Consider the following 17,081-nt stretch of genomic DNA (forward strand, 5'->3'; position numbering starts at 1 on the left):
CCGATGGACGTCCAAGCCCGTCAACAACAAGCCCGTAAAGCCGAATCCTTCAAAGCCCTGCACGAACGCCCGGGGATTTTCGTGATCCCTAATCCGTGGGATGCCGGTTCCGCGAAGATGCTCGCCAGTCTCGGCTATCAGGCGCTGGCGACCACGAGCGCCGGTTATGCGTTTTCTCAGGCCAAACCCGATGGCGGTCTTAGCCTCGACGATACGCTGACCAATGTTCGGGCGATTGTCGCGGCCACCGATCTGCCGGTGGCGGTGGATCTGGAAAACGGTTTCGCCGACGCTCCAGCGCAATCGGCGCAAAGTCTGATCCGAGCTGCCGAGGCGGGCGCCGTGGGCGGCTCGATCGAGGATGCCACCGGCCGGGAAGACTCGCCGATCTACTGCTTCGAACACGCGGTGGCGCGGATCGAAGCGGCCGTCGCGGCCGTGCGCACCTTGCCGTTTCCCTTCATGCTGACCGCCCGTGCGGAAAACTATCTGCATGGCAATCCCGATATCAACGACACCATCCGCCGCTTGCAGGCCTTCGCCGAAGCCGGCGCCGACGTGCTGTACGCGCCGGGCCTGCGTACCGCCGAAGAAGTTCTGGCGGTGGTGCGCGCGGTGGCGCCGAAACCGGTCAATGTGCTGATGTCCGGCGGCTTGAAACTGACGGTGCAGCAGCTCGAAGAAATGGGCGTGAAGCGGATCAGCACCGGATCGGCGCTGGCCCTGGCGGCGTTGGGTGAGTTTTACCGCGCGGCGGAAGAAATCCAGCAGTCCGGCACGTTCACCTTCACCTCCCGTTCGATGCCGTACGCCAAAGCCAATCAATTGTTCAAGGGGTGAGCATGGGGCGCTGGACGCTGTTGACCGTGCTGCTGATCATCGGTGGCAGCCTGATCGGCGTCTGGCGCGGTTGGCTTGATGTGCCGCCGCAGTGGAACCCGTGGGCGCCACTGGACGTGCAGGCGACGCCCAACTGGCTCACGGGCTACAAGTTGATGCGCCTGCGCAGCGATCCGGCCTTGTGCGAGCAGGCGCTGGTCAGCTCCGGCCTGCGGGTTTCACCACAGGCCGACAGTCCCGACGCCAAATGTCCGCTGATCGGTGCTTTGCGCGTGCAGGGCGGCGGGGTGGCGCTCAGCAGCAGCTTTCTCGCCAGTTGTCCCTTGGCGGTGGCGTTTGCGCTGTTCGAGCGCCATACGCTGCAACCGGCGGCGCAGCAGGCCTACGGTCAATCTGTGGCTCGAGTCGATCACCTCGGCAGCTTCGCTTGTCGCAATATCTACAACCGCGAGAGCGGTGCACTCAGCCGCCATGCCAGCGCCGATGCGCTGGACATCGCCGGCTTGCGCCTCGCGGATGGTCGCGTGATCAGCGTGCTCAAGGACTGGCCGAAGCAAAACCAGGACGCGCAGTTTCTACGTCAGGTGCGCGACGGTGCCTGCGAGGCGTTCAGTGTGGTGTTGAGTCCGGACTACAACGCAGCCCATCGCAATCACTTTCATGTCGATGTCGGGCGCTGGAGCGTGTGTCGCTGAGGGATCAGGCGGCGATGCGCAGGTTCTGCTGAACGATCGGGCGTACCCAGCCGTTATCGAAGTCCAGGGCTTTCTGCTGCTCGACGATTTCTTCCGGCGGGAACGGCGGGTAAGGCTGCAGCAGATCCAGGTCGAACTCGGCAATCGGCAGGTAGAGCGGCTTTTTCTGCGGGGCAGGGCCCGGTTCCGGAATCGGCTGGCCGTTGTTGATCACGATCGGACGAACCCAACTGCTGTCGAAATCCTGCTGCTTTTGCTGAGTCTTGATTGCTTCTGGCGGGAACGGAGGGTACGGCTCGGCAAGATCCAGTTCGAGCTCGGCGATCGGCAGGAACAGCGGCTCCGGAGGACGCACCTGGGTTTCGACCACATCGCATTCGCGCTGGCTGATGATGTGCGCGTGCAGTTCGCTGCCGACGGTTGGTTCTTCAGGACTTTCCAGATCAACCGGCGGGAAAGTGCCGCAGGCCGGCACCACATCACTCGATTGTTCGGCCAGTGCCTGGGCAAAGAAATCCTGCCACAGGTGGCTGACGCCGCCCAATGCTTGAGTGTTATGACGGCTGAAATCACCTGTGGGCGAAATGTAGCCAATCGATGTGGGAAGAATGCCTGACATTTTTTTCGGTTGACGCTCAGCTCTGGCAAAATGCGCGTTGATTGGGTTATCGGCGGTTTTTGCCGATCCTTAACTTTTTTGAGCGTGTTTTCCATGATTGAGCAACCCGCGGCCTGCCGCATCCATGTCGAGGCCCTCGGCCCGACGTTCGAAGCGCAGGCCGAGCAGTGGGCGCAACGCCTGGGCCTGCCGTCGCAGGTGGCAGACGGCGAGTTTGCCCTGCAGGTCGGTGAGCAGGGTTTGCAGCTGCAACAACTGGGACCGGATGCGCCGGGGCCGGTGCGGGTCGACTTCGTCGAGGGTGGCGCGGCCCATCGCCGGTTGTACGGCGGTGGCAGCGGACAGATGATCGCCAAGGCGGTCGGCATCGCTCAGGGCGTACGTCCACGGGTGCTGGACGCCACGGCGGGGCTGGGCAAGGATGCGTTCGTACTGGCCAGTCTTGGCTGCGAGATGAGCCTGATCGAGCGTCAGCCATTGATCGGCGCCTTGCTGGAGGATGGTCTGGCCCGCGCGGCAGAAGACTTCGACGTGGCGCCGATCGTAGCGCGGATGAAGCTGCTCAAGGGCAATTCCATCGAGGTGATGCGCAATTGGGAGGGCGAGCCGCCGCAGGTGATCTACCTCGACCCGATGTTCCCGCATCGTGAGAAAACTGCGCTGGTGAAGAAGGAAATGCGCCTGTTCCGTCCGCTGGTAGGTGATGATCCGGATGCTCCGGCCTTGCTGGAAGCGGCGTTGGCACTGGCCACGCATCGGGTAGTGGTCAAGCGCCCGCGCAAGGCACCGTGCATCGAAGGGCCGAAGCCGAGTCATGCGCTGGATGGCAAATCCAGCCGTTACGACATCTACCCGAAGAAAGCGCTCAAGCCCTGAGATCGAGTCGTCCCCAATCGCTGGCTTGCCAGCGAATGCGTCAGTGCAGACGCCGCGGAAATCAGGGTCGATAGGCCCGCATGAACAGCCCTACTACTTCCTGCACATGACTTTCCGCCGCCTCGCCGGTCAGCGGTTCTCCGCAGCCGTATAACAGCCGGAAATTCCCCGCGCCCTTGATCAGGCAAAAGAAGTGCTCGGCGGCGTTGTGCGGGTTGTCGATGCTCAGCACACCGGTTTCGTGAATCCGTCGCAGCAAACGTTCCATGCCTTGCACCATGCGCTGGGGACCGGCCTCGAAGAAGATCAGCGACAGCTTCGGATCCTGACTTCCCAGCGCCATGATCAGGCGATGCAGGTTCACCGATTCATCGCTGTTGATGAGGTGGTGAAAGCCTCTCGCAATGTTCAGCAACACATTTTCCACCGCGATGCCTTCCGGCAATTCGAAGAACAGTGGCGGCAATTGCTCCTCGCATTTGGCCACCACGGCGGCAGAGAACAGCGTCTCCTTGTCGTTGAAATGGCTGTAGACCGTCAGCTTCGATACGCCCGCCTCGGCGGCAACCGCGTCCATGCTGGTGTTGGCATAGCCATGACTCAGAAACAGGATTTTCGCCGCCTCCAGAATCGCCTGGCGCTTGGCCGGATCCTTCGGTCGGCCAGGGCCATTTGGAGTGGAAAGATTGTTCGACATTCTTCGCTTTTAATACTGGACTGGTGAGTTTGCTATTAATAACATACCGGCCAGTATAATTATTCCAAGCCTCCTTAGCGAAAGGTCCTTCACCATGTTCCGCCATGCGTTGTCCTTTGCGGTGCCAGTCAGTCTGGCGTTTTTTTTGTCGGCGTGTGGCAAGGAAGAGGTGACGCAAGTCAGCGTGCGACCGGCCATGGTGGTGCAGCCAGAGCCTTCGGCGCAGGCGATGGAAAGTTATCCGGGCGAGGTTCGCGCCCGCTACGAACCCGATCTTGCGTTCCGCATCGGCGGCAAAGTCAGCCGACGACTGGTCGACGAGGGTCAGCGCGTGAAGGCCGATCAACCGCTCGCCGAACTTGATCCGCAGGATGTACGCCTGCAACTGGAAGCCACCCGGGCCCAGGTCGCGGCTGCCGAAGCCAATCTGAACCTGGTGCGCGCCGAGCGCGATCGCTACAAGACCCTGATGGAACGGCAGATGGTCAGCCGCTCAGCCTACGACAATGCCGAGAACCTCTACCGTTCCGGTGAAGCCCGCCTCAAACAGATCAAGGCCGAATTCAACGTCTCGACCAATCAGGCCAGTTACGCCGTGCTGCGCGCGCCTCAGGATGGCGTGGTGGCCAAACGCTCGGTGGAAGTCGGGCAAGTGGTCGCCGCCGGACAGACCGTTTTCACCCTCGCCACTGACGGCGAGCGTGAAGTGCTGATCAGCCTGCCGGAGCAGAGCTTCGGTCGCTTCAAAGTCGGCCAGCCAGTCTCGGTGGAACTGTGGACACAACAGAACCAGCGCTTCGCCGGGCAGATCCGCGAACTGTCGCCGGCCGCCGATCCGAAATCCCGCACCTTCGCTGCACGCATTTCATTCACCTCCGGCAAAGTCCCGGCAGAACTGGGCCAGAGCGCCCGGGTTTTCGTGCAGACCGCCGATGTCATCCCGCTGTCGGTGCCGCTCTCGGCGCTGACCGCCGAAAACGGCGCGACCTACGTCTGGGTCGTCAGCGCCAACAACACTTTGAAAAAGACTCCGGTGCGCACCGGCCCGTTCGGTGAGAAAACCGTGCCCGTGCTCGAAGGCCTGAACGCCTGCGACTGGGTGGTCGCCGCTGGCGTCCACGTGCTGCTGGAAGGTCAGCAGGTGCGTCCGGTGGATCGCTCCAACCGCGTGGTCAATCTGGCGGACAAGGAGTAATCCCCGATGGGTTTCAATCTTTCCGCCTGGGCGTTGCGCAATCGTCAGATCGTACTGTTCCTGATGCTTTTGCTGGCGATCGTCGGCGCCTTGTCCTACACCAAGCTCGGCCAGAGTGAAGATCCGCCGTTCACCTTCAAGGCCATGGTGATCCAGACCCGTTGGCCGGGCGCCACGGCCCAGGAAGTCTCGCGTCAGGTCACCGAGCGCATCGAAAAGAAACTGATGGAAACCGGTGAGTACGAGCGAATTGTTTCGTTCTCGCGCCCCGGTGAATCCCAGGTCACGTTCATCGCCCGTGACTCGATGCATTCGGTGGAGATTCCCGATCTCTGGTATCAGGTGCGCAAGAAGGTCAGCGATATTCGCCAGACCTTGCCGCCGGGCATTCAGGGACCGTTTTTCAACGATGAGTTCGGCACCACCTTCGGCAATATCTATGCGCTGACCGGTGACGGTTTCGACTACGCGGTGTTAAAGGATTACGCCGATCGCATCCAGATCCAGCTGCAACGGGTCAAGGATGTGGGCAAGGTCGATCTGCTCGGTTTGCAGGACGAGAAGATCTGGGTCGAGCTGTCCAACGTCAAACTCGCCACCCTCGGCTTGCCGCTGGCAGCCGTGCAGCAGGCGCTGGAAGAACAGAATGCGGTGTCCACCGCCGGCTTCTTCGAAACCGGCAGCGAGCGATTGCAGCTGCGGGTTTCAGGAAATTTTCAGACAGTCGAGGAGATCAGGAACTTCCCGATCCGGGTCGGTGATCGTACGTTCCGCATTTCCGATGTCGCCGATGTTCGGCGCGGTTTCAACGATCCTCCGGCGCCGCGCATGCGCTTCATGGGTGAAGACGCCATCGGTCTTGCGGTGGCGATGAAGGACGGCGGCGACATTCTGGTGCTGGGCAAGGCCCTGGAAAGCGAGTTCGCCCGAATCCAGAAAAACCTTCCGGCCGGCATGCAGTTGCGCAAGGTCTCCGATCAACCCGCAGCCGTGAAAACCGGTGTCGGCGAGTTCGTCCAGGTGCTGGTCGAGGCGTTGGCCATCGTATTGCTGGTGAGCTTCTTCTCCCTCGGCGTGCGCACCGGCATGGTGGTGGCGCTGACGATTCCGCTGGTACTGGCGATGACGTTCGCCTGCATGTATTACCTCGGCATCGGCCTGCACAAGATTTCCCTCGGTGCGCTGGTGCTGGCGCTGGGTTTGCTGGTGGACGACGCGATCATCGCCGTGGAAATGATGGCGATCAAAATGGAGCAGGGTTTCGACCGGATCAAGGCTGCCAGTTATGCCTGGACCAGCACCGCGTTCCCGATGCTCACCGGTACGCTGATCACCGCCGCAGGATTTCTGCCGATTGCCACGGCGCAGTCCGGCACCGGCGAATACACTCGCTCGATCTTCCAGGTGGTGACCATCGCTTTGCTCGCATCGTGGGTGGCGGCTGTGGTGTTCGTGCCATATCTGGGAGAAAAGCTCCTGCCGGATCTGGCGAAAATTCATGCGGCCAAACACGGGGCCGCTGACGGCCATGCTGACCCCTACGGCACTCCGTTCTACCAACGGGTGCGGCGTCTGGTGGAGTGGTGCGTGCGTCGGCGCAAAACCGTGATCGTGCTCACTGTGCTGCTGTTCGTGGCATCGGTGGCGTTGTTCCGGTTCGTGCCGCAGCAGTTCTTCCCGGCTTCCGGGCGACTGGAGTTGATGGTCGATTTGAAACTTGCCGAGGGCGCCTCGCTGGCCAATACCACGGGCGAGGTCAAACGCCTGGAAGCGATGCTCAAGGATCACGCCGGCATCGACAACTATGTCGCTTACGTCGGCACCGGTTCGCCGCGTTTCTACCTGCCGCTGGATCAACAACTGCCGGCGGCGAGTTTTGCTCAGTTCGTCGTCCTGGCAAAAACCATCGAGGAGCGCGAAGCGCTGCGCACGTGGCTGATCGACACCTTGAACGAGCAGTTCCCGGCCCTGCGCTCGCGGGTCACGCGCCTGGAAAACGGTCCTCCGGTTGGCTATCCGGTGCAGTTCCGCGTCACTGGCGAGCACATCGAAGAAGTTCGTGCGCTGGCCCGGAAAGTCGCGGCCAAGGTGCGTGAGAATCCGCATGTGGTGAACGTGCATCTGGACTGGGAAGAACCGAGCAAGGTCGTGTATCTGAACATCGATCAGGATCGCGCGCGGGCGCTGGGCGTGAGCACGGCAAATCTCGCGAAATTCCTCCAGAGTTCGCTGACCGGTTCCAGCGTCAGCCAGTATCGCGAGGACAACGAACTGATCGAAATCCTCCTGCGCGGCACCGTGCACGAGCGCACCGAGCTGTCGTTGCTGCCCAGTCTGGCGGTGCCGACCGACAACGGTCGCAGCGTCGCGCTGTCGCAGATCGCCACGCTGGAATATGGCTTCGAGGAAGGCATCATCTGGCACCGCAATCGCTTGCCGAACGTGACCGTGCGCGCGGACATCTATGGCAAGGAGCAGCCGGCGACGCTGGTGAAGCAGATCATGCCGACGCTTGATCCGATCCGTGCCCAATTGCCGGACGGCTATCTGCTGGATGTCGGCGGTACGGTGGAAGATTCGGAACGGGGGCAGAAGTCGGTGAACGCCGGTGTGCCGATGTTCATTGTCGTGGTGTTGACGTTGCTGATGGTGCAACTGCGCAGTTTCTCACGCACGGCGATGGTGTTTCTGACCGCGCCTTTGGGGTTGATCGGGGTGACGCTGTTTCTGCTGGTATTCCGTCAGCCGTTCGGGTTTGTGGCGATGCTCGGGACGATCGCGTTGTCGGGGATGATCATGCGTAACTCGGTGATTCTGGTGGATCAGATCGAGCAGGATATTGCGGCGGGTCTCAAGCCCTGGCAGGCGATCATCGAGGCGACCGTGCGGCGGTTCCGGCCGATTGTGTTGACGGCGCTGGCGGCGGTGCTGGCGATGATTCCGCTTTCACGCAGTGTGTTCTTCGGGCCGATGGCGGTGGCGATCATGGGCGGGTTGATTGTTGCTACTGCTCTGACGCTTTTGTTTTTGCCGGCGTTGTATGCGGCTTGGTTCAGGGTGCGTAAGGAGTCCTGAAACCTTTTGAGCGTGGCGGCCTGTCTGCCGACCATGATCTATCGGTTGGACTCAATCCTGTCGTAGCTGGCCTGCTGGCGATGTCAGCCTGACAGCTGAGCAAAACAATGGTGTAGGACTCTGCGACGCCTCCTACAAGTTTTCCAGAAGCCTCCGATATTGAGTCGCTGTGTGGGCGGTGCTGTACTCGATGCTGTTTTTCAGCCTTGGTTGAGCAGCGTTGATGAAGAAACCGCCAGTATTGAAGGGTCGGGCCGATCCGGTCTTTGAGTTATTGATGCGACCGCCTCACAAGCAGCGTCTGGCGGATTATCTTGCGCTGCTCAAGCCGCTGGATGATCAGGGACGGTATCTGCCTTTTGAGGATTTGCGGTATCGCTGGGCCAGCGGGCTGGATTCGCGTTTGTGTTGGGCGCTGGTCAAGAAGGCGCGGGCCGCTCAGTACATTCATCTTCTGCCTCTGGGGGAGCCGGCGCAGTGGGGGAAGTTTGTGCCGACGCCAACCGCGCAGAAGGCCCTTTCAGTGGTTGATCGGCAAACCACGACGGCATCGCTGGAATACATGACCAGCCAGATAGGCGAGCGGGCGCATTTCAGTTATCTGCTCAACGATTTGATCGAGGATGAGGCGATCAGTAGCAGTCAGCTGGAGGGCGCCGCGACCACCACTCGTGTCGCCAAGGACATGCTCAAGCAACGGCGTCAGCCGCGTACGCCGGATGAGCGGATGGTCATGGGTAATTACCGGATGATGAATTTCGCCTGGGAAAAACGTTACGAACCTTTGAGCGTGGAGTTGATTGCGTCGATGCATCGGGTCGGTGTCGAGGGTATTGATGACGAGCAGTACGACCCCGGGCTTTTCAGGACGAACGATGAAGTGGTGGTGCAGGACGGCGAAGGGAATACCGTGCACTCGCCACCGCCTGCGGTCGGATTGGTGAGGCGACTGGATTTGCTCTCGCAGTGGATCAATCAACCACAGGGCTCACCTCGACAAAAAAACTACCTGCATCCGCTGATCAAGGCGATCACGCTGCACTTTGCCCTGGGCTATGAACATCCCTTTCGCGATGGCAACGGGCGGGTCGCCAGGGCGCTGTTTTACTGGTTCATGTTCAAGCACGAGTTTTCGGCGTTTCGCTATATCGCGATCAGTCTTTTACTGCGCAACGCGCCGGTAAAGTACGGGCGGTCGTATTTGCACAGCGAGGCTGATGAGCTCGACCTGACGTACTTCATCGAGTTTCAGTGTTCGGTGATTTTGCGGGCGGTGGAGGGTTTTACCGATGTGTACCGCAAGAGTGTGGCGTACAGCGAAGGCTTCGAACGCTGGCTGACCTGTTCGGGCTTTTTTGATCGGCTGACAGAGCGACAGCGGTCGATTTATCAGGTGGCCAGGAGCGGGGTGGCGAAGGAATTTACGGCGGGGAACGTCAAGGAGCATCTTGGTTGTGCCTACAACACAGCGGTGTTGACGTTGAGCGGGTTGGTTGAACTGCAGGTTTTCGAGAAGAAAAAATGGGACGCGAGTGGGTGTACTTTTTACGTGTGTCTGCTGGCGACGGATTGAACAACGGGAGTGAAAAAGCTCACTCCCGTGTGGTGCCGGTTTAGAGGGTACCGAACACTTTTTTCGCCAGACTCGTCGCCGCAGCAGCCGGGTTCTTGCGGATGGTTTCTTCCTGTTTTCCGATCATCTCGAACAGGCCGTTCAGCGCTTGTTCGGTCACGTAGCTTTCGATGTTGGCGCTCTTCGCATCGACCACCCCGAAGGTCGCGGCCTGGCCGGCGAAGGCGTTGTATTTCTGGGCTACGCCGACTTTGTCGGTCGCCTGTTTGACGATGGGCAGGAACTTGGTGCGGATCTGTTCGCGGCTGGATTTGTCCAGGTATCGGGTGGCGGAGTCGTTGCCGCCGCTGAGGATGCCTTTGGCGTCTTCCACGCTCATTTTCTTCACGGCGTCGACGAGGATCGGCTGGGCCTGGGTGACGGCGGTTTCCGCAGCCTTGTTCATGGCGGTTTCCAGTTCCTCGACCTGGGCGCCCATGCCGAAGGCTTTCATCTTGCCGGCGACTTTGCCGAGTTTGCCCGGCAGTTCGATCTTCACGTCCGGATTGTTGCTGAAGCCGCCCGGAGTGCCGAGTTGTTTGACGGCCAGTTGCGCGCCTTGGGTCAGGGCATCCTTGAGACCGCCGGTGGCGTCGCCTTGCGACAGGTCGCTGAGGGACAGGGCCATGGCGCTGGCGGAGATCATCAGGCCCGCGCACAGGCCGGCGAAGCGAAGGGTAGGGCGGAGCATGAAGGCTTCCTTATTCATGGGTGCGTTAGCGGGCAGCGTCGACGCGGATCTTCAGCGGCTGGGGATCCTTGCCATCGAGCTGCACGGCATGGTTTTCGGTGGTGATGAACATCAGCTCGCCGTTGACTTCGATGCGTGCGCTGACCGAGTAGCGGTGGCCGGGTTTGACCTGGGCCGGATCGTAGCTCAAATGGAACGGCAGCGGCACTTGTCCCTTGATCGGGCCTTTCTGTTCATCGAGCACGACGGCCGGCGCATCGGCCAGCGAAACGTCCTGCAGGCTCACGCTCAAGGTCGCACTTGGCGGCAGGGCGATGCGCTGCAGGTAGAACACTTCGCCGTCGAGGCTCGCTTTGCCGCTCGGTGTGGTGGATTGGCAAGCGCTCAACAAGGTGGCGGCGGCGAGAAGAGAAAGTTTTTTCATGGGGACCTCAAAAGACTTGAGCGCCAGAGGGGCGCCCAGAGAAATCTAGCGGATTTTGGATAATGAGTCAGTGAGCAAACGTAACGGTTCATTCAGCCACTGATTGATCATCCCCGACAGGCGCGATCGGGGCGCACGTGTCGCAGGTACAAGTTCAACATCTTCAGGAAATACGGACAGCCGTTGGTGATACCTGTTTTCTATTCCCGTCAGTGCATACCGTTTGCCGGGCACCACATGCTCCGGATCATATTTAAGATAAAACGAAGTGGCAGTTTCCTCATCGTGAGAAACGCGCGCCAGTTCGACATCGGGACTTTCGTTTTCATGCAGGCTGATGGTGATTGCCTGTTCGGGGGGAATCATTTTGGGTTCCTGCACTTCAACGTACAGGTAACCGATCGGACTCAGATGCAGCGTCTGGCGATGGGGCGCCTGATGAACAATGACGAAATGTGCCTGCTCCAGCAGCAAGGGTTGTCGATTGTGAAACAACTGGATGGTGATGCGGTATTTGACGCTGACTTCACTGTGTCGGTGCGGGAACCGGAAGTTCCACTGGCCGCCGACAATGGAGGGATGTCGCCAGTGTTTGATGTTTGTTGTTTGCCGGGTGTTGACCCGTTGAACATCGACAACGGTTTCATTGTTTCCGTCGAGAGGGGCATTGAAGTCAGGTGGAAGGCTGAACGTTATATTGATGGTCTGGGCGGATTCATCAATCAGGCTCATATCGATTTCCTTATCGATTAAAAAGAGCCCATTAATTCATAAAACAACTAACTGGAAAACGATCCGGTCTTCCGGTTAGTTGTCCTCAAGTTTCAGGAAGTCGGCGAGGTTGCAGTTTCCGCCGCATCCTCACTGCGATGTAGCGCCACCTGGCGGATCGACAATCGAATCTCCGCCGGCAACACCCGTTTGGCCGCGCCCTCGGCCAGTTCGCCTAGCAGTTCGTGATAACTCAACTTGCCTGCTTCGTCGCGACGCAGCACATCAAGATCGAGCATCGTCTGGATAAAGTGACGGAACAGGCTCTTGTCGAAAAACTCCGGCGCGTTCAGGCCATGCAGGATCGACAGGCGTTGGGCCATGACCGTGCACAGGTCTTCCAGTTCTTCGGCGCTGATGCTGTTCTGGCCGCTGTTGAGCAGCAGTGAAACCGTCATGTAAAAGCGTTGCAGGGTCTGGGCAATGCTCTTCGACAGCAACGTCAGCAGCACGAAATGCCGCGAGCTCGGCGCCGGGCGCAGGTACACGTCTTTCTCGAAGCGCAGCAGGCCTTGTTCGACGAAAGCCTCCAGCCACTGATCGATCACCGCATCCAGTTCGTCCAGGCTCCAGCGGATGAACAGCTCCGCTTGCAGATACGGATACAGCGCGCGGGTGTAACGCAGGATCTGCTCGCGGCTCATGCGCGAAGTGCTCTGGAAGAAGCTCGCCAGCAGCGCCGGCAGGGCGAAGATATGCAGCACGTTGTTGCGGTAGTAGGTCATCAGGACGGCGTTCTGCTCGTCCAGATAGAGAATCTTGCCCAGCGCATCGTTTTGCTCGGACAGCAGATCCATGTCTTTGACGTGTTCGATCAATGCCCGGCCATCACCCTCCGGCAGGGTGGTGTGCGGCGAGTACGGGACCTTGCGCAACAGCGCCAGATACAGATCCAGCACCCGCGCCATGGCCCGATCATCCAGCGCCAGACGAGTGGTCGACAGCAGCGCCAGCGCCACCAGGTTGACCGGGTTGATCGCTGCTGCTTCGTTCAAGTGCTGCGCGACTTTTTCGCCAAGACGATTGGTGGTTTCGTTGAGCCATGCCGGTTTGAACTGCGGGCCGAGTTCCTGCTGGCGCCAGCCCGGCTGTTCACTGTCGAGGAATTCCGCGAGTTTGATCGGCTCGCCGAAGTTCACCGCCACCTGGCCGAAACGCTGCTTGAGCGCGCCAATGACTTTGAAGATGTCGAAGATCGATTCTTTCTTCTTGCTCGCGCCGCGCAGTTCGCCGAGGTAGGTCCGGCCTTCGAGCACCCGCTCATAACCGATGTACACCGGCACGAACACGATCGGCATCCGCGACGAGCGCAGGAAGCTGCGCATCGTGATCGCGAGCATCCCGGTTTTCGGTTGCAGCATGCGTCCGGTGCGCGAGCGACCGCCCTCGACGAAATACTCGACCGGGAAACCTTTGGTGAACAGGGTGTGCAGGTATTCGTTGAACACCGAGGTATACAGCGGATTGCCCTTGAACGTGCGGCGCATGAAGAATGCCCCGCCACGGCGCAGCAGGCTGCCGATCACCGGCATGTTGAGGTTGATCCCGGCGGCGATGTGCGGCGGAGTCAGGCCGTTGCGAAACAGCAAGTACGACAGCAGCAGGTAGTCGATGTGGCTGCGGTGGCACGGCACGTAGATCACCTCGTGCCCCTGGGCGACCGCCTGCACGCCTTCGATGTGGTTGACCTTGATCCCGTCGTAGATCTTGTTCCAGAACCAGCTCAGCACCACTTCCAGAAAACGGATCGCAGTGTAGGTGTAGTCCGAGGCAATCTCGTTGCCGTAGCGCAGGGCCTGGGCCTTGGCTTTTTCCGGCGAGATGTTTTCGCGCTCGGCTTCGTCGAGGATCGCCTGCCTGACCAACGGCTGGTTGAGCAGGCCTTTGACCAGGTTACGGCGGTGGGAAATGTCCGGGCCGATCACCGCAGCTTTCAGGTTGCGGAAGTGTACCCGCAGGATCCGCTGGGCCATGCGCACGGTGCGTTCGTGGCCCTTGTTGTGTTCGATCAGTTCGCGCAGGTGGATCGGCGCCGAGAACTGCACGCGGGTCTTGCGCCCCAGAATCATGATGCTCAGCAGCCGACGCAGGCGCCCGGTGACAGCCCAGCTGTCGGCAAACAGCAGTTTCCACGGGCTGTTTTCGCTGTCCGGCGACTGGCCCCAGAACACGCTGACCGGAATGATCTGCGCGTCTTCGGCAGCGTTCTGGCTCAGGGCGCTGACCAGTCGGGTCAGGGTCGGCGGTGCGCCGCGTTTGTCCTGGCGGCCGAGCCAGTCCGGGTCCGGCGTCAGGTAGAAGAACGCCGCCGGCTCGATCAGCGAACCCACGGACACCGGCAGCACCGGGCGCGGCAGGCCGGCCTTGGTGCACTCGGTGTCGACCACCGCCAGATCAGTCAGCGATGGATTTTGCAGGACGTAGAACACCGGACGACTGCGGTCGAGGTTGAGGGTGAACGACGACTGGTTGATCGTCTCGGAGCGAACCCAGAGATACAACAGTCGGCGCAAGGTGCCAAACACAAGACGGCGGAACGGGGAACGGGTCATACGGCTTCTGCGTGAGTGAATAAACCGAGCGTTTGCTCGGGCGGTCGATAGTGTGCCGGATTCATGGAAAATCGGCAAAAAAGCGGCGAAGTAATCTTCTGTTGAGAGTTTTGCCGCCTGTCATATACTCGGCGATCTGTCGCCGGGGCCCTCTTATGGACGTCGGACGCAGGCTGACGTTCCGCAAAGGCTTTCCTGCGAAAAGCCTGTTCAATAATAAAAAAGGAGTATGAACAGATGGCAACACGTGAAACCGGCAACGTGAAGTGGTTCAACGACGCCAAGGGCTACGGCTTCATTCAGCGCGAAGACGGGGTGGACGTGTTTGTGCACTACCGCGCGATTCGCGGCGAAGGCCACCGTTCGCTGACCGAGGGGCAGCAGGTTGAATACGCGGTGGTGGAAGGGCAGAAGGGGTTGCAGGCTGAAGACGTTGTAGGTCTGTAACGCAAATCTTCAGAACACCAAAAACACTGTGGGAGCGAGCTTGCTCGCGATAGCAGGCTGACATTCAGCATCATTGTTGACTGAAAGGGCCCCATCGCGAGCAAGCTCGCTCCCACAGGTTTTGTGCATTGTCTGTTACGCAGTCTTCCAGGTGATCTCTTCTTCACCATCGGCGCTGATCCGGATCCAGCGATCCGCCGTCTCTTCACCTTCTTCTTCAACCCACGTCCCCGGCGCGCAGCGTACTTCGACGTTCAGCGCGGCGAACGCGGCGCGGGCGCAGGCAATGTCGTCGTCCCATGGGGTCGCATCGCTTTCCAGGTACAGGCTGTTCCACTTGCCCACGGCTTTCGGCAGCCAGGTCACGGGGATGTTGCCGGCCTTGCACTTGTACGTCTGGCCTTTCTGTACCCATTCGCTGCACGGGCCAAGGGCGGCGCCCAGCCAGGCGGAAATGGCCTTGTGGTCGACGTCGGCGTCTTTCAGGTAAATCTCGATGTCCGGTTGGCGCATGGATGTCCTCACTGCGGGTCTGAAAAATCCATTCGCGGATTTAGCCGGCCCCGGGCTACTTGCCCGAGTCCAAAAGTTATTGAAGAACGAAATAATCGTAGCGCATCGATACGGTGGTCTCGAACGGCTCGGCCTGCTCGATCACCGCCGCACGGCGCTCGGCACTGGCACGCCAGCCGTGGGGCGTCATCGCCAGCAGGTTGGCGCGATCCTCGGGCTTGTCCAGCGTCAGTTTGAATTCCAGGGTTTCACTGTGCGCCAGCGCCATGCCTTCCGGCACCAGGGCCAGGTGCTTGTCGTCGGTGTACTCGCGTACTTCGTCGTACAGGCGTTCGCGCAGTTCCATCAGATGGCCGCTGGTCGGGCCGACTTTCATCAGGCCGCCGCCAACGCTGAGCAGGCGCTTGGCTTCTTCCCAGTCCAGCGGACTGAAAACGCTGGCCAGAAACTGGCAGCTGCCGGAAGCCAAGGGCACGCGGGCCATGCTCGCAATCAACCAGGTCAGCGCCGGATTGCGTTTGCAGGCGCGTTTGACCGCTTCCTTCGAGATATCCAGTGCGTAGCCATCGGCGTCCGGCAAAGCCTCGGCGATCTGCGCGGTGTAGTAACCCTCGCCACAACCGATGTCGACCCAGCGGGCCGGCGTATAACTCGCCACCAGTTCCGCCAGACGTTTGGCCACCGGCGCGTAATGGCCTGCGTTCAGGAAATCGCGGCGGGCCTCGACCATCGCCTGATTGTCGCCGGGATCGCGGCTGTTCTTGTGCTGCACCGGCAGCAGATTCAGGTAACCCTGACGCGCACGGTCGAAGCGGTGGCCGGCGGGGCAGGCCACGCCGTTGTCCACCGCGTTCAGCGGTTCACTGCAGATCGGGCACGCGAGCATCAGGCGAGCAACTTGATCAGGGTCTGGTAGTAGATTTCGGTCAGCACATCGAGATCGGCCGCCAGCACGCGCTCGTTGACCTGGTGGATGGTCGCGTTGACCGGGCCCAGTTCGACAACCTGCGTGCCCATGGTCGCGATGAAACGACCGTCGGAGGTTCCGCCACTGGTGGACGGCTTGGTCTCGCGGCCGGTGATCTGTTTGATGCTCGACGACACCGCGTCGAGCAGTGCGCCCGGCTCGGTGAGGAACGGCAGACCGGACAGCGCCCAGTCGATATGCCAGTCCAGACCGTGCTTGTCGAGGATGTCGGCAACGCGTTTCTGCAGGCCTTCGACGGTCGATTCGGTGGAGAAACGGAAGTTGAACAACGCCACCAGATCACCCGGGATCACGTTGGTCGCGCCGGTGCCGGAATTGACGTTGGAAATCTGGAAACTGGTCGGCGGGAAGAAATCGTTGCCGTGATCCCAATGCTCGGCGGCCAGTTCGGCCAGGGCCGGGGCAGCGAGGTGGATCGGGTTCTTCGCCAGGTGCGGATAGGCCACGTGGCCCTGCACGCCGCGCACGGTCAGTTTGGCCCCGAGGGAGCCGCGACGACCGTTCTTCACCACGTCGCCCACCAGCGTGGTGCTCGATGGCTCGCCGACGATGCACCAGTCCAGTCGCTCGTTACGGGCTGCCAGACGTTCCACCACCGCCTTGGTGCCGTGATGCGCCGGGCCTTCTTCGTCGCTGGTGATCAGGAACGCGACCTTGCCCTTGTGATCCGGGTAGTCGGCGACAAAACGCTCGGCTGCCACAGTCATCGAGGCCAGGCTGCCTTTCATGTCCGCCGCGCCACGGCCGCAGAGCATGCCGTGCTCGTCGATCACCGCGTTGAACGGGTCGATCTGCCAGGCGGTCACCGGGCCGGTCGGCACCACGTCGGTGTGACCGGCGAAGCACAGCACCGGGCCGTCGCCTGTGCCGTGAGTCGCCCAGAAGTTATCCACATCTTCGATGCGCATCGGTTCCAATTGGAAACCGGCATCGCCCAGGCGCTGCATCATCTGCTTCTGGCAATCGGCGTCGACCGGCGTCACGGACGGACGGCGGATCAGGTCGATGGCGAGTTGGAGGGTCGGCGAAAGGTCGGCGTGGGCCGTCATGGAAAACTCCGGATGCTGTAAATGTGGGAGCGAGCTT

General features: G+C 60.6%; 15 protein-coding genes and 1 pseudogene. 7 read left to right on the forward strand and 9 right to left on the reverse strand.

What is annotated here, in order from left to right:
• The first annotated feature begins 3 nt into the window (after nucleotides 1–3).
• Together I5961_RS05455 and I5961_RS05460 are read left to right on the forward strand one after the other, a co-directional pair.
• Complete coding sequence (locus I5961_RS05455) at nucleotides 4–840, forward strand: isocitrate lyase/PEP mutase family protein (protein WP_085702565.1); 837 nt, start codon at nucleotides 4–6, stop codon at nucleotides 838–840.
• Nucleotides 841–842: 2 nt separating this feature from the next.
• Nucleotides 843–1,535 (forward strand): extensin family protein, encoded by a 693-nt coding sequence (locus I5961_RS05460; protein WP_085702566.1) that lies wholly within the window; start codon nucleotides 843–845, stop codon nucleotides 1,533–1,535.
• Nucleotides 1,536–1,539: 4 nt separating this feature from the next.
• Here I5961_RS05460 and I5961_RS05465 read toward each other — a convergent pair whose 3' ends face one another.
• Nucleotides 1,540–2,154 (reverse strand): energy transducer TonB, encoded by a 615-nt coding sequence (locus tag I5961_RS05465; RefSeq protein WP_085697309.1) that lies wholly within the window; start codon nucleotides 2,152–2,154, stop codon nucleotides 1,540–1,542.
• Nucleotides 2,155–2,247: 93 nt separating this feature from the next.
• On the opposite strand from I5961_RS05465, the gene I5961_RS05470 reads away from it, so the two are divergent.
• A complete protein-coding gene (locus I5961_RS05470) occupies nucleotides 2,248–3,030 on the forward strand; it encodes a class I SAM-dependent methyltransferase (protein WP_413541588.1) in 783 nt (260 codons plus the stop codon).
• A 61-nt stretch (nucleotides 3,031–3,091) separates the two neighbouring features.
• On the opposite strand, the gene I5961_RS05475 is transcribed toward I5961_RS05470, so the two are convergent.
• A complete protein-coding gene (locus tag I5961_RS05475) occupies nucleotides 3,092–3,727 on the reverse strand; it encodes a TetR/AcrR family transcriptional regulator (RefSeq protein WP_085697311.1) in 636 nt (211 codons plus the stop codon).
• 94 nt (nucleotides 3,728–3,821) lie between these two features.
• Here I5961_RS05475 and I5961_RS05480 point away from each other — a divergent pair, with 94 nt between their 5' ends.
• The 3 genes and pseudogenes from I5961_RS05480 (at nucleotide 3,822) to I5961_RS05490 (ending at nucleotide 9,614) form a co-directional block, all read left to right on the forward strand.
• The gene (locus tag I5961_RS05480) at nucleotides 3,822–4,922 is read left to right on the forward strand and encodes an efflux RND transporter periplasmic adaptor subunit (protein ID WP_227234576.1); all 1,101 of its coding nucleotides are present in this window, start codon (nucleotides 3,822–3,824) and stop codon (nucleotides 4,920–4,922) included.
• 6 nt (nucleotides 4,923–4,928) lie between these two features.
• A complete protein-coding gene (locus tag I5961_RS05485) occupies nucleotides 4,929–7,997 on the forward strand; it encodes an efflux RND transporter permease subunit (protein WP_227234577.1) in 3,069 nt (1,022 codons plus the stop codon).
• Nucleotides 7,998–8,220: 223 nt separating this feature from the next.
• A pseudogene (locus I5961_RS05490) lies at nucleotides 8,221–9,614 on the forward strand (Fic family protein).
• Here I5961_RS05490 and I5961_RS05495 read toward each other — a convergent pair.
• From I5961_RS05495 to plsB, 4 genes are all read right to left on the reverse strand, one after another.
• A complete protein-coding gene (locus I5961_RS05495) occupies nucleotides 9,611–10,300 on the reverse strand; it encodes a DUF4197 domain-containing protein (protein ID WP_085697315.1) in 690 nt (229 codons plus the stop codon). The pseudogene I5961_RS05490 and the gene I5961_RS05495 overlap by 4 nt on opposite strands.
• Nucleotides 10,301–10,325: 25 nt before the next feature.
• Nucleotides 10,326–10,724 carry a YbaY family lipoprotein gene (locus I5961_RS05500; RefSeq protein WP_085697316.1) on the reverse strand — a complete coding sequence of 133 codons (399 nt, stop codon included), beginning with the start codon at nucleotides 10,722–10,724 and terminating at the stop codon, nucleotides 10,326–10,328.
• 45 nt (nucleotides 10,725–10,769) lie between these two features.
• On the reverse strand, nucleotides 10,770–11,456 hold the full coding sequence (locus tag I5961_RS05505; RefSeq protein ID WP_085702573.1) for a hypothetical protein: 687 nt from the start codon (nucleotides 11,454–11,456) through the stop codon (nucleotides 10,770–10,772).
• A gap of 92 nt (nucleotides 11,457–11,548) precedes the next feature.
• Nucleotides 11,549–14,047, reverse strand: coding sequence for a glycerol-3-phosphate 1-O-acyltransferase PlsB (gene plsB / locus I5961_RS05510; RefSeq protein WP_085697318.1), 2,499 nt, complete (start codon nucleotides 14,045–14,047; stop codon nucleotides 11,549–11,551).
• A 237-nt stretch (nucleotides 14,048–14,284) separates the two neighbouring features.
• On the opposite strand from plsB, the gene I5961_RS05515 reads away from it, so the two are divergent.
• On the forward strand, nucleotides 14,285–14,494 hold the full coding sequence (locus tag I5961_RS05515; RefSeq protein WP_007954750.1) for a cold shock domain-containing protein: 210 nt from the start codon (nucleotides 14,285–14,287) through the stop codon (nucleotides 14,492–14,494).
• Nucleotides 14,495–14,629: 135 nt separating this feature from the next.
• Here I5961_RS05515 and I5961_RS05520 read toward each other — a convergent pair whose 3' ends face one another.
• From I5961_RS05520 to dapE, 3 genes are all read right to left on the reverse strand, one after another.
• A complete protein-coding gene (locus tag I5961_RS05520; RefSeq protein WP_085697319.1) occupies nucleotides 14,630–15,007 on the reverse strand; it encodes a hypothetical protein in 378 nt (125 codons plus the stop codon).
• A 76-nt stretch (nucleotides 15,008–15,083) separates the two neighbouring features.
• The gene (locus tag I5961_RS05525; RefSeq protein WP_227234578.1) at nucleotides 15,084–15,893 is read right to left on the reverse strand and encodes a putative RNA methyltransferase; all 810 of its coding nucleotides are present in this window, start codon (nucleotides 15,891–15,893) and stop codon (nucleotides 15,084–15,086) included.
• The gene (dapE, locus tag I5961_RS05530; protein ID WP_085697321.1) at nucleotides 15,893–17,044 is read right to left on the reverse strand and encodes a succinyl-diaminopimelate desuccinylase; all 1,152 of its coding nucleotides are present in this window, start codon (nucleotides 17,042–17,044) and stop codon (nucleotides 15,893–15,895) included. Before dapE ends, I5961_RS05525 begins: the two co-directional genes overlap by 1 nt.
• Nucleotides 17,045–17,081: the final 37 nt, after the last annotated feature.

Source organism: Pseudomonas sp. IAC-BECa141 (genome assembly GCF_020544405.1).
GTDB lineage: Bacteria > Pseudomonadota > Gammaproteobacteria > Pseudomonadales > Pseudomonadaceae > Aquipseudomonas.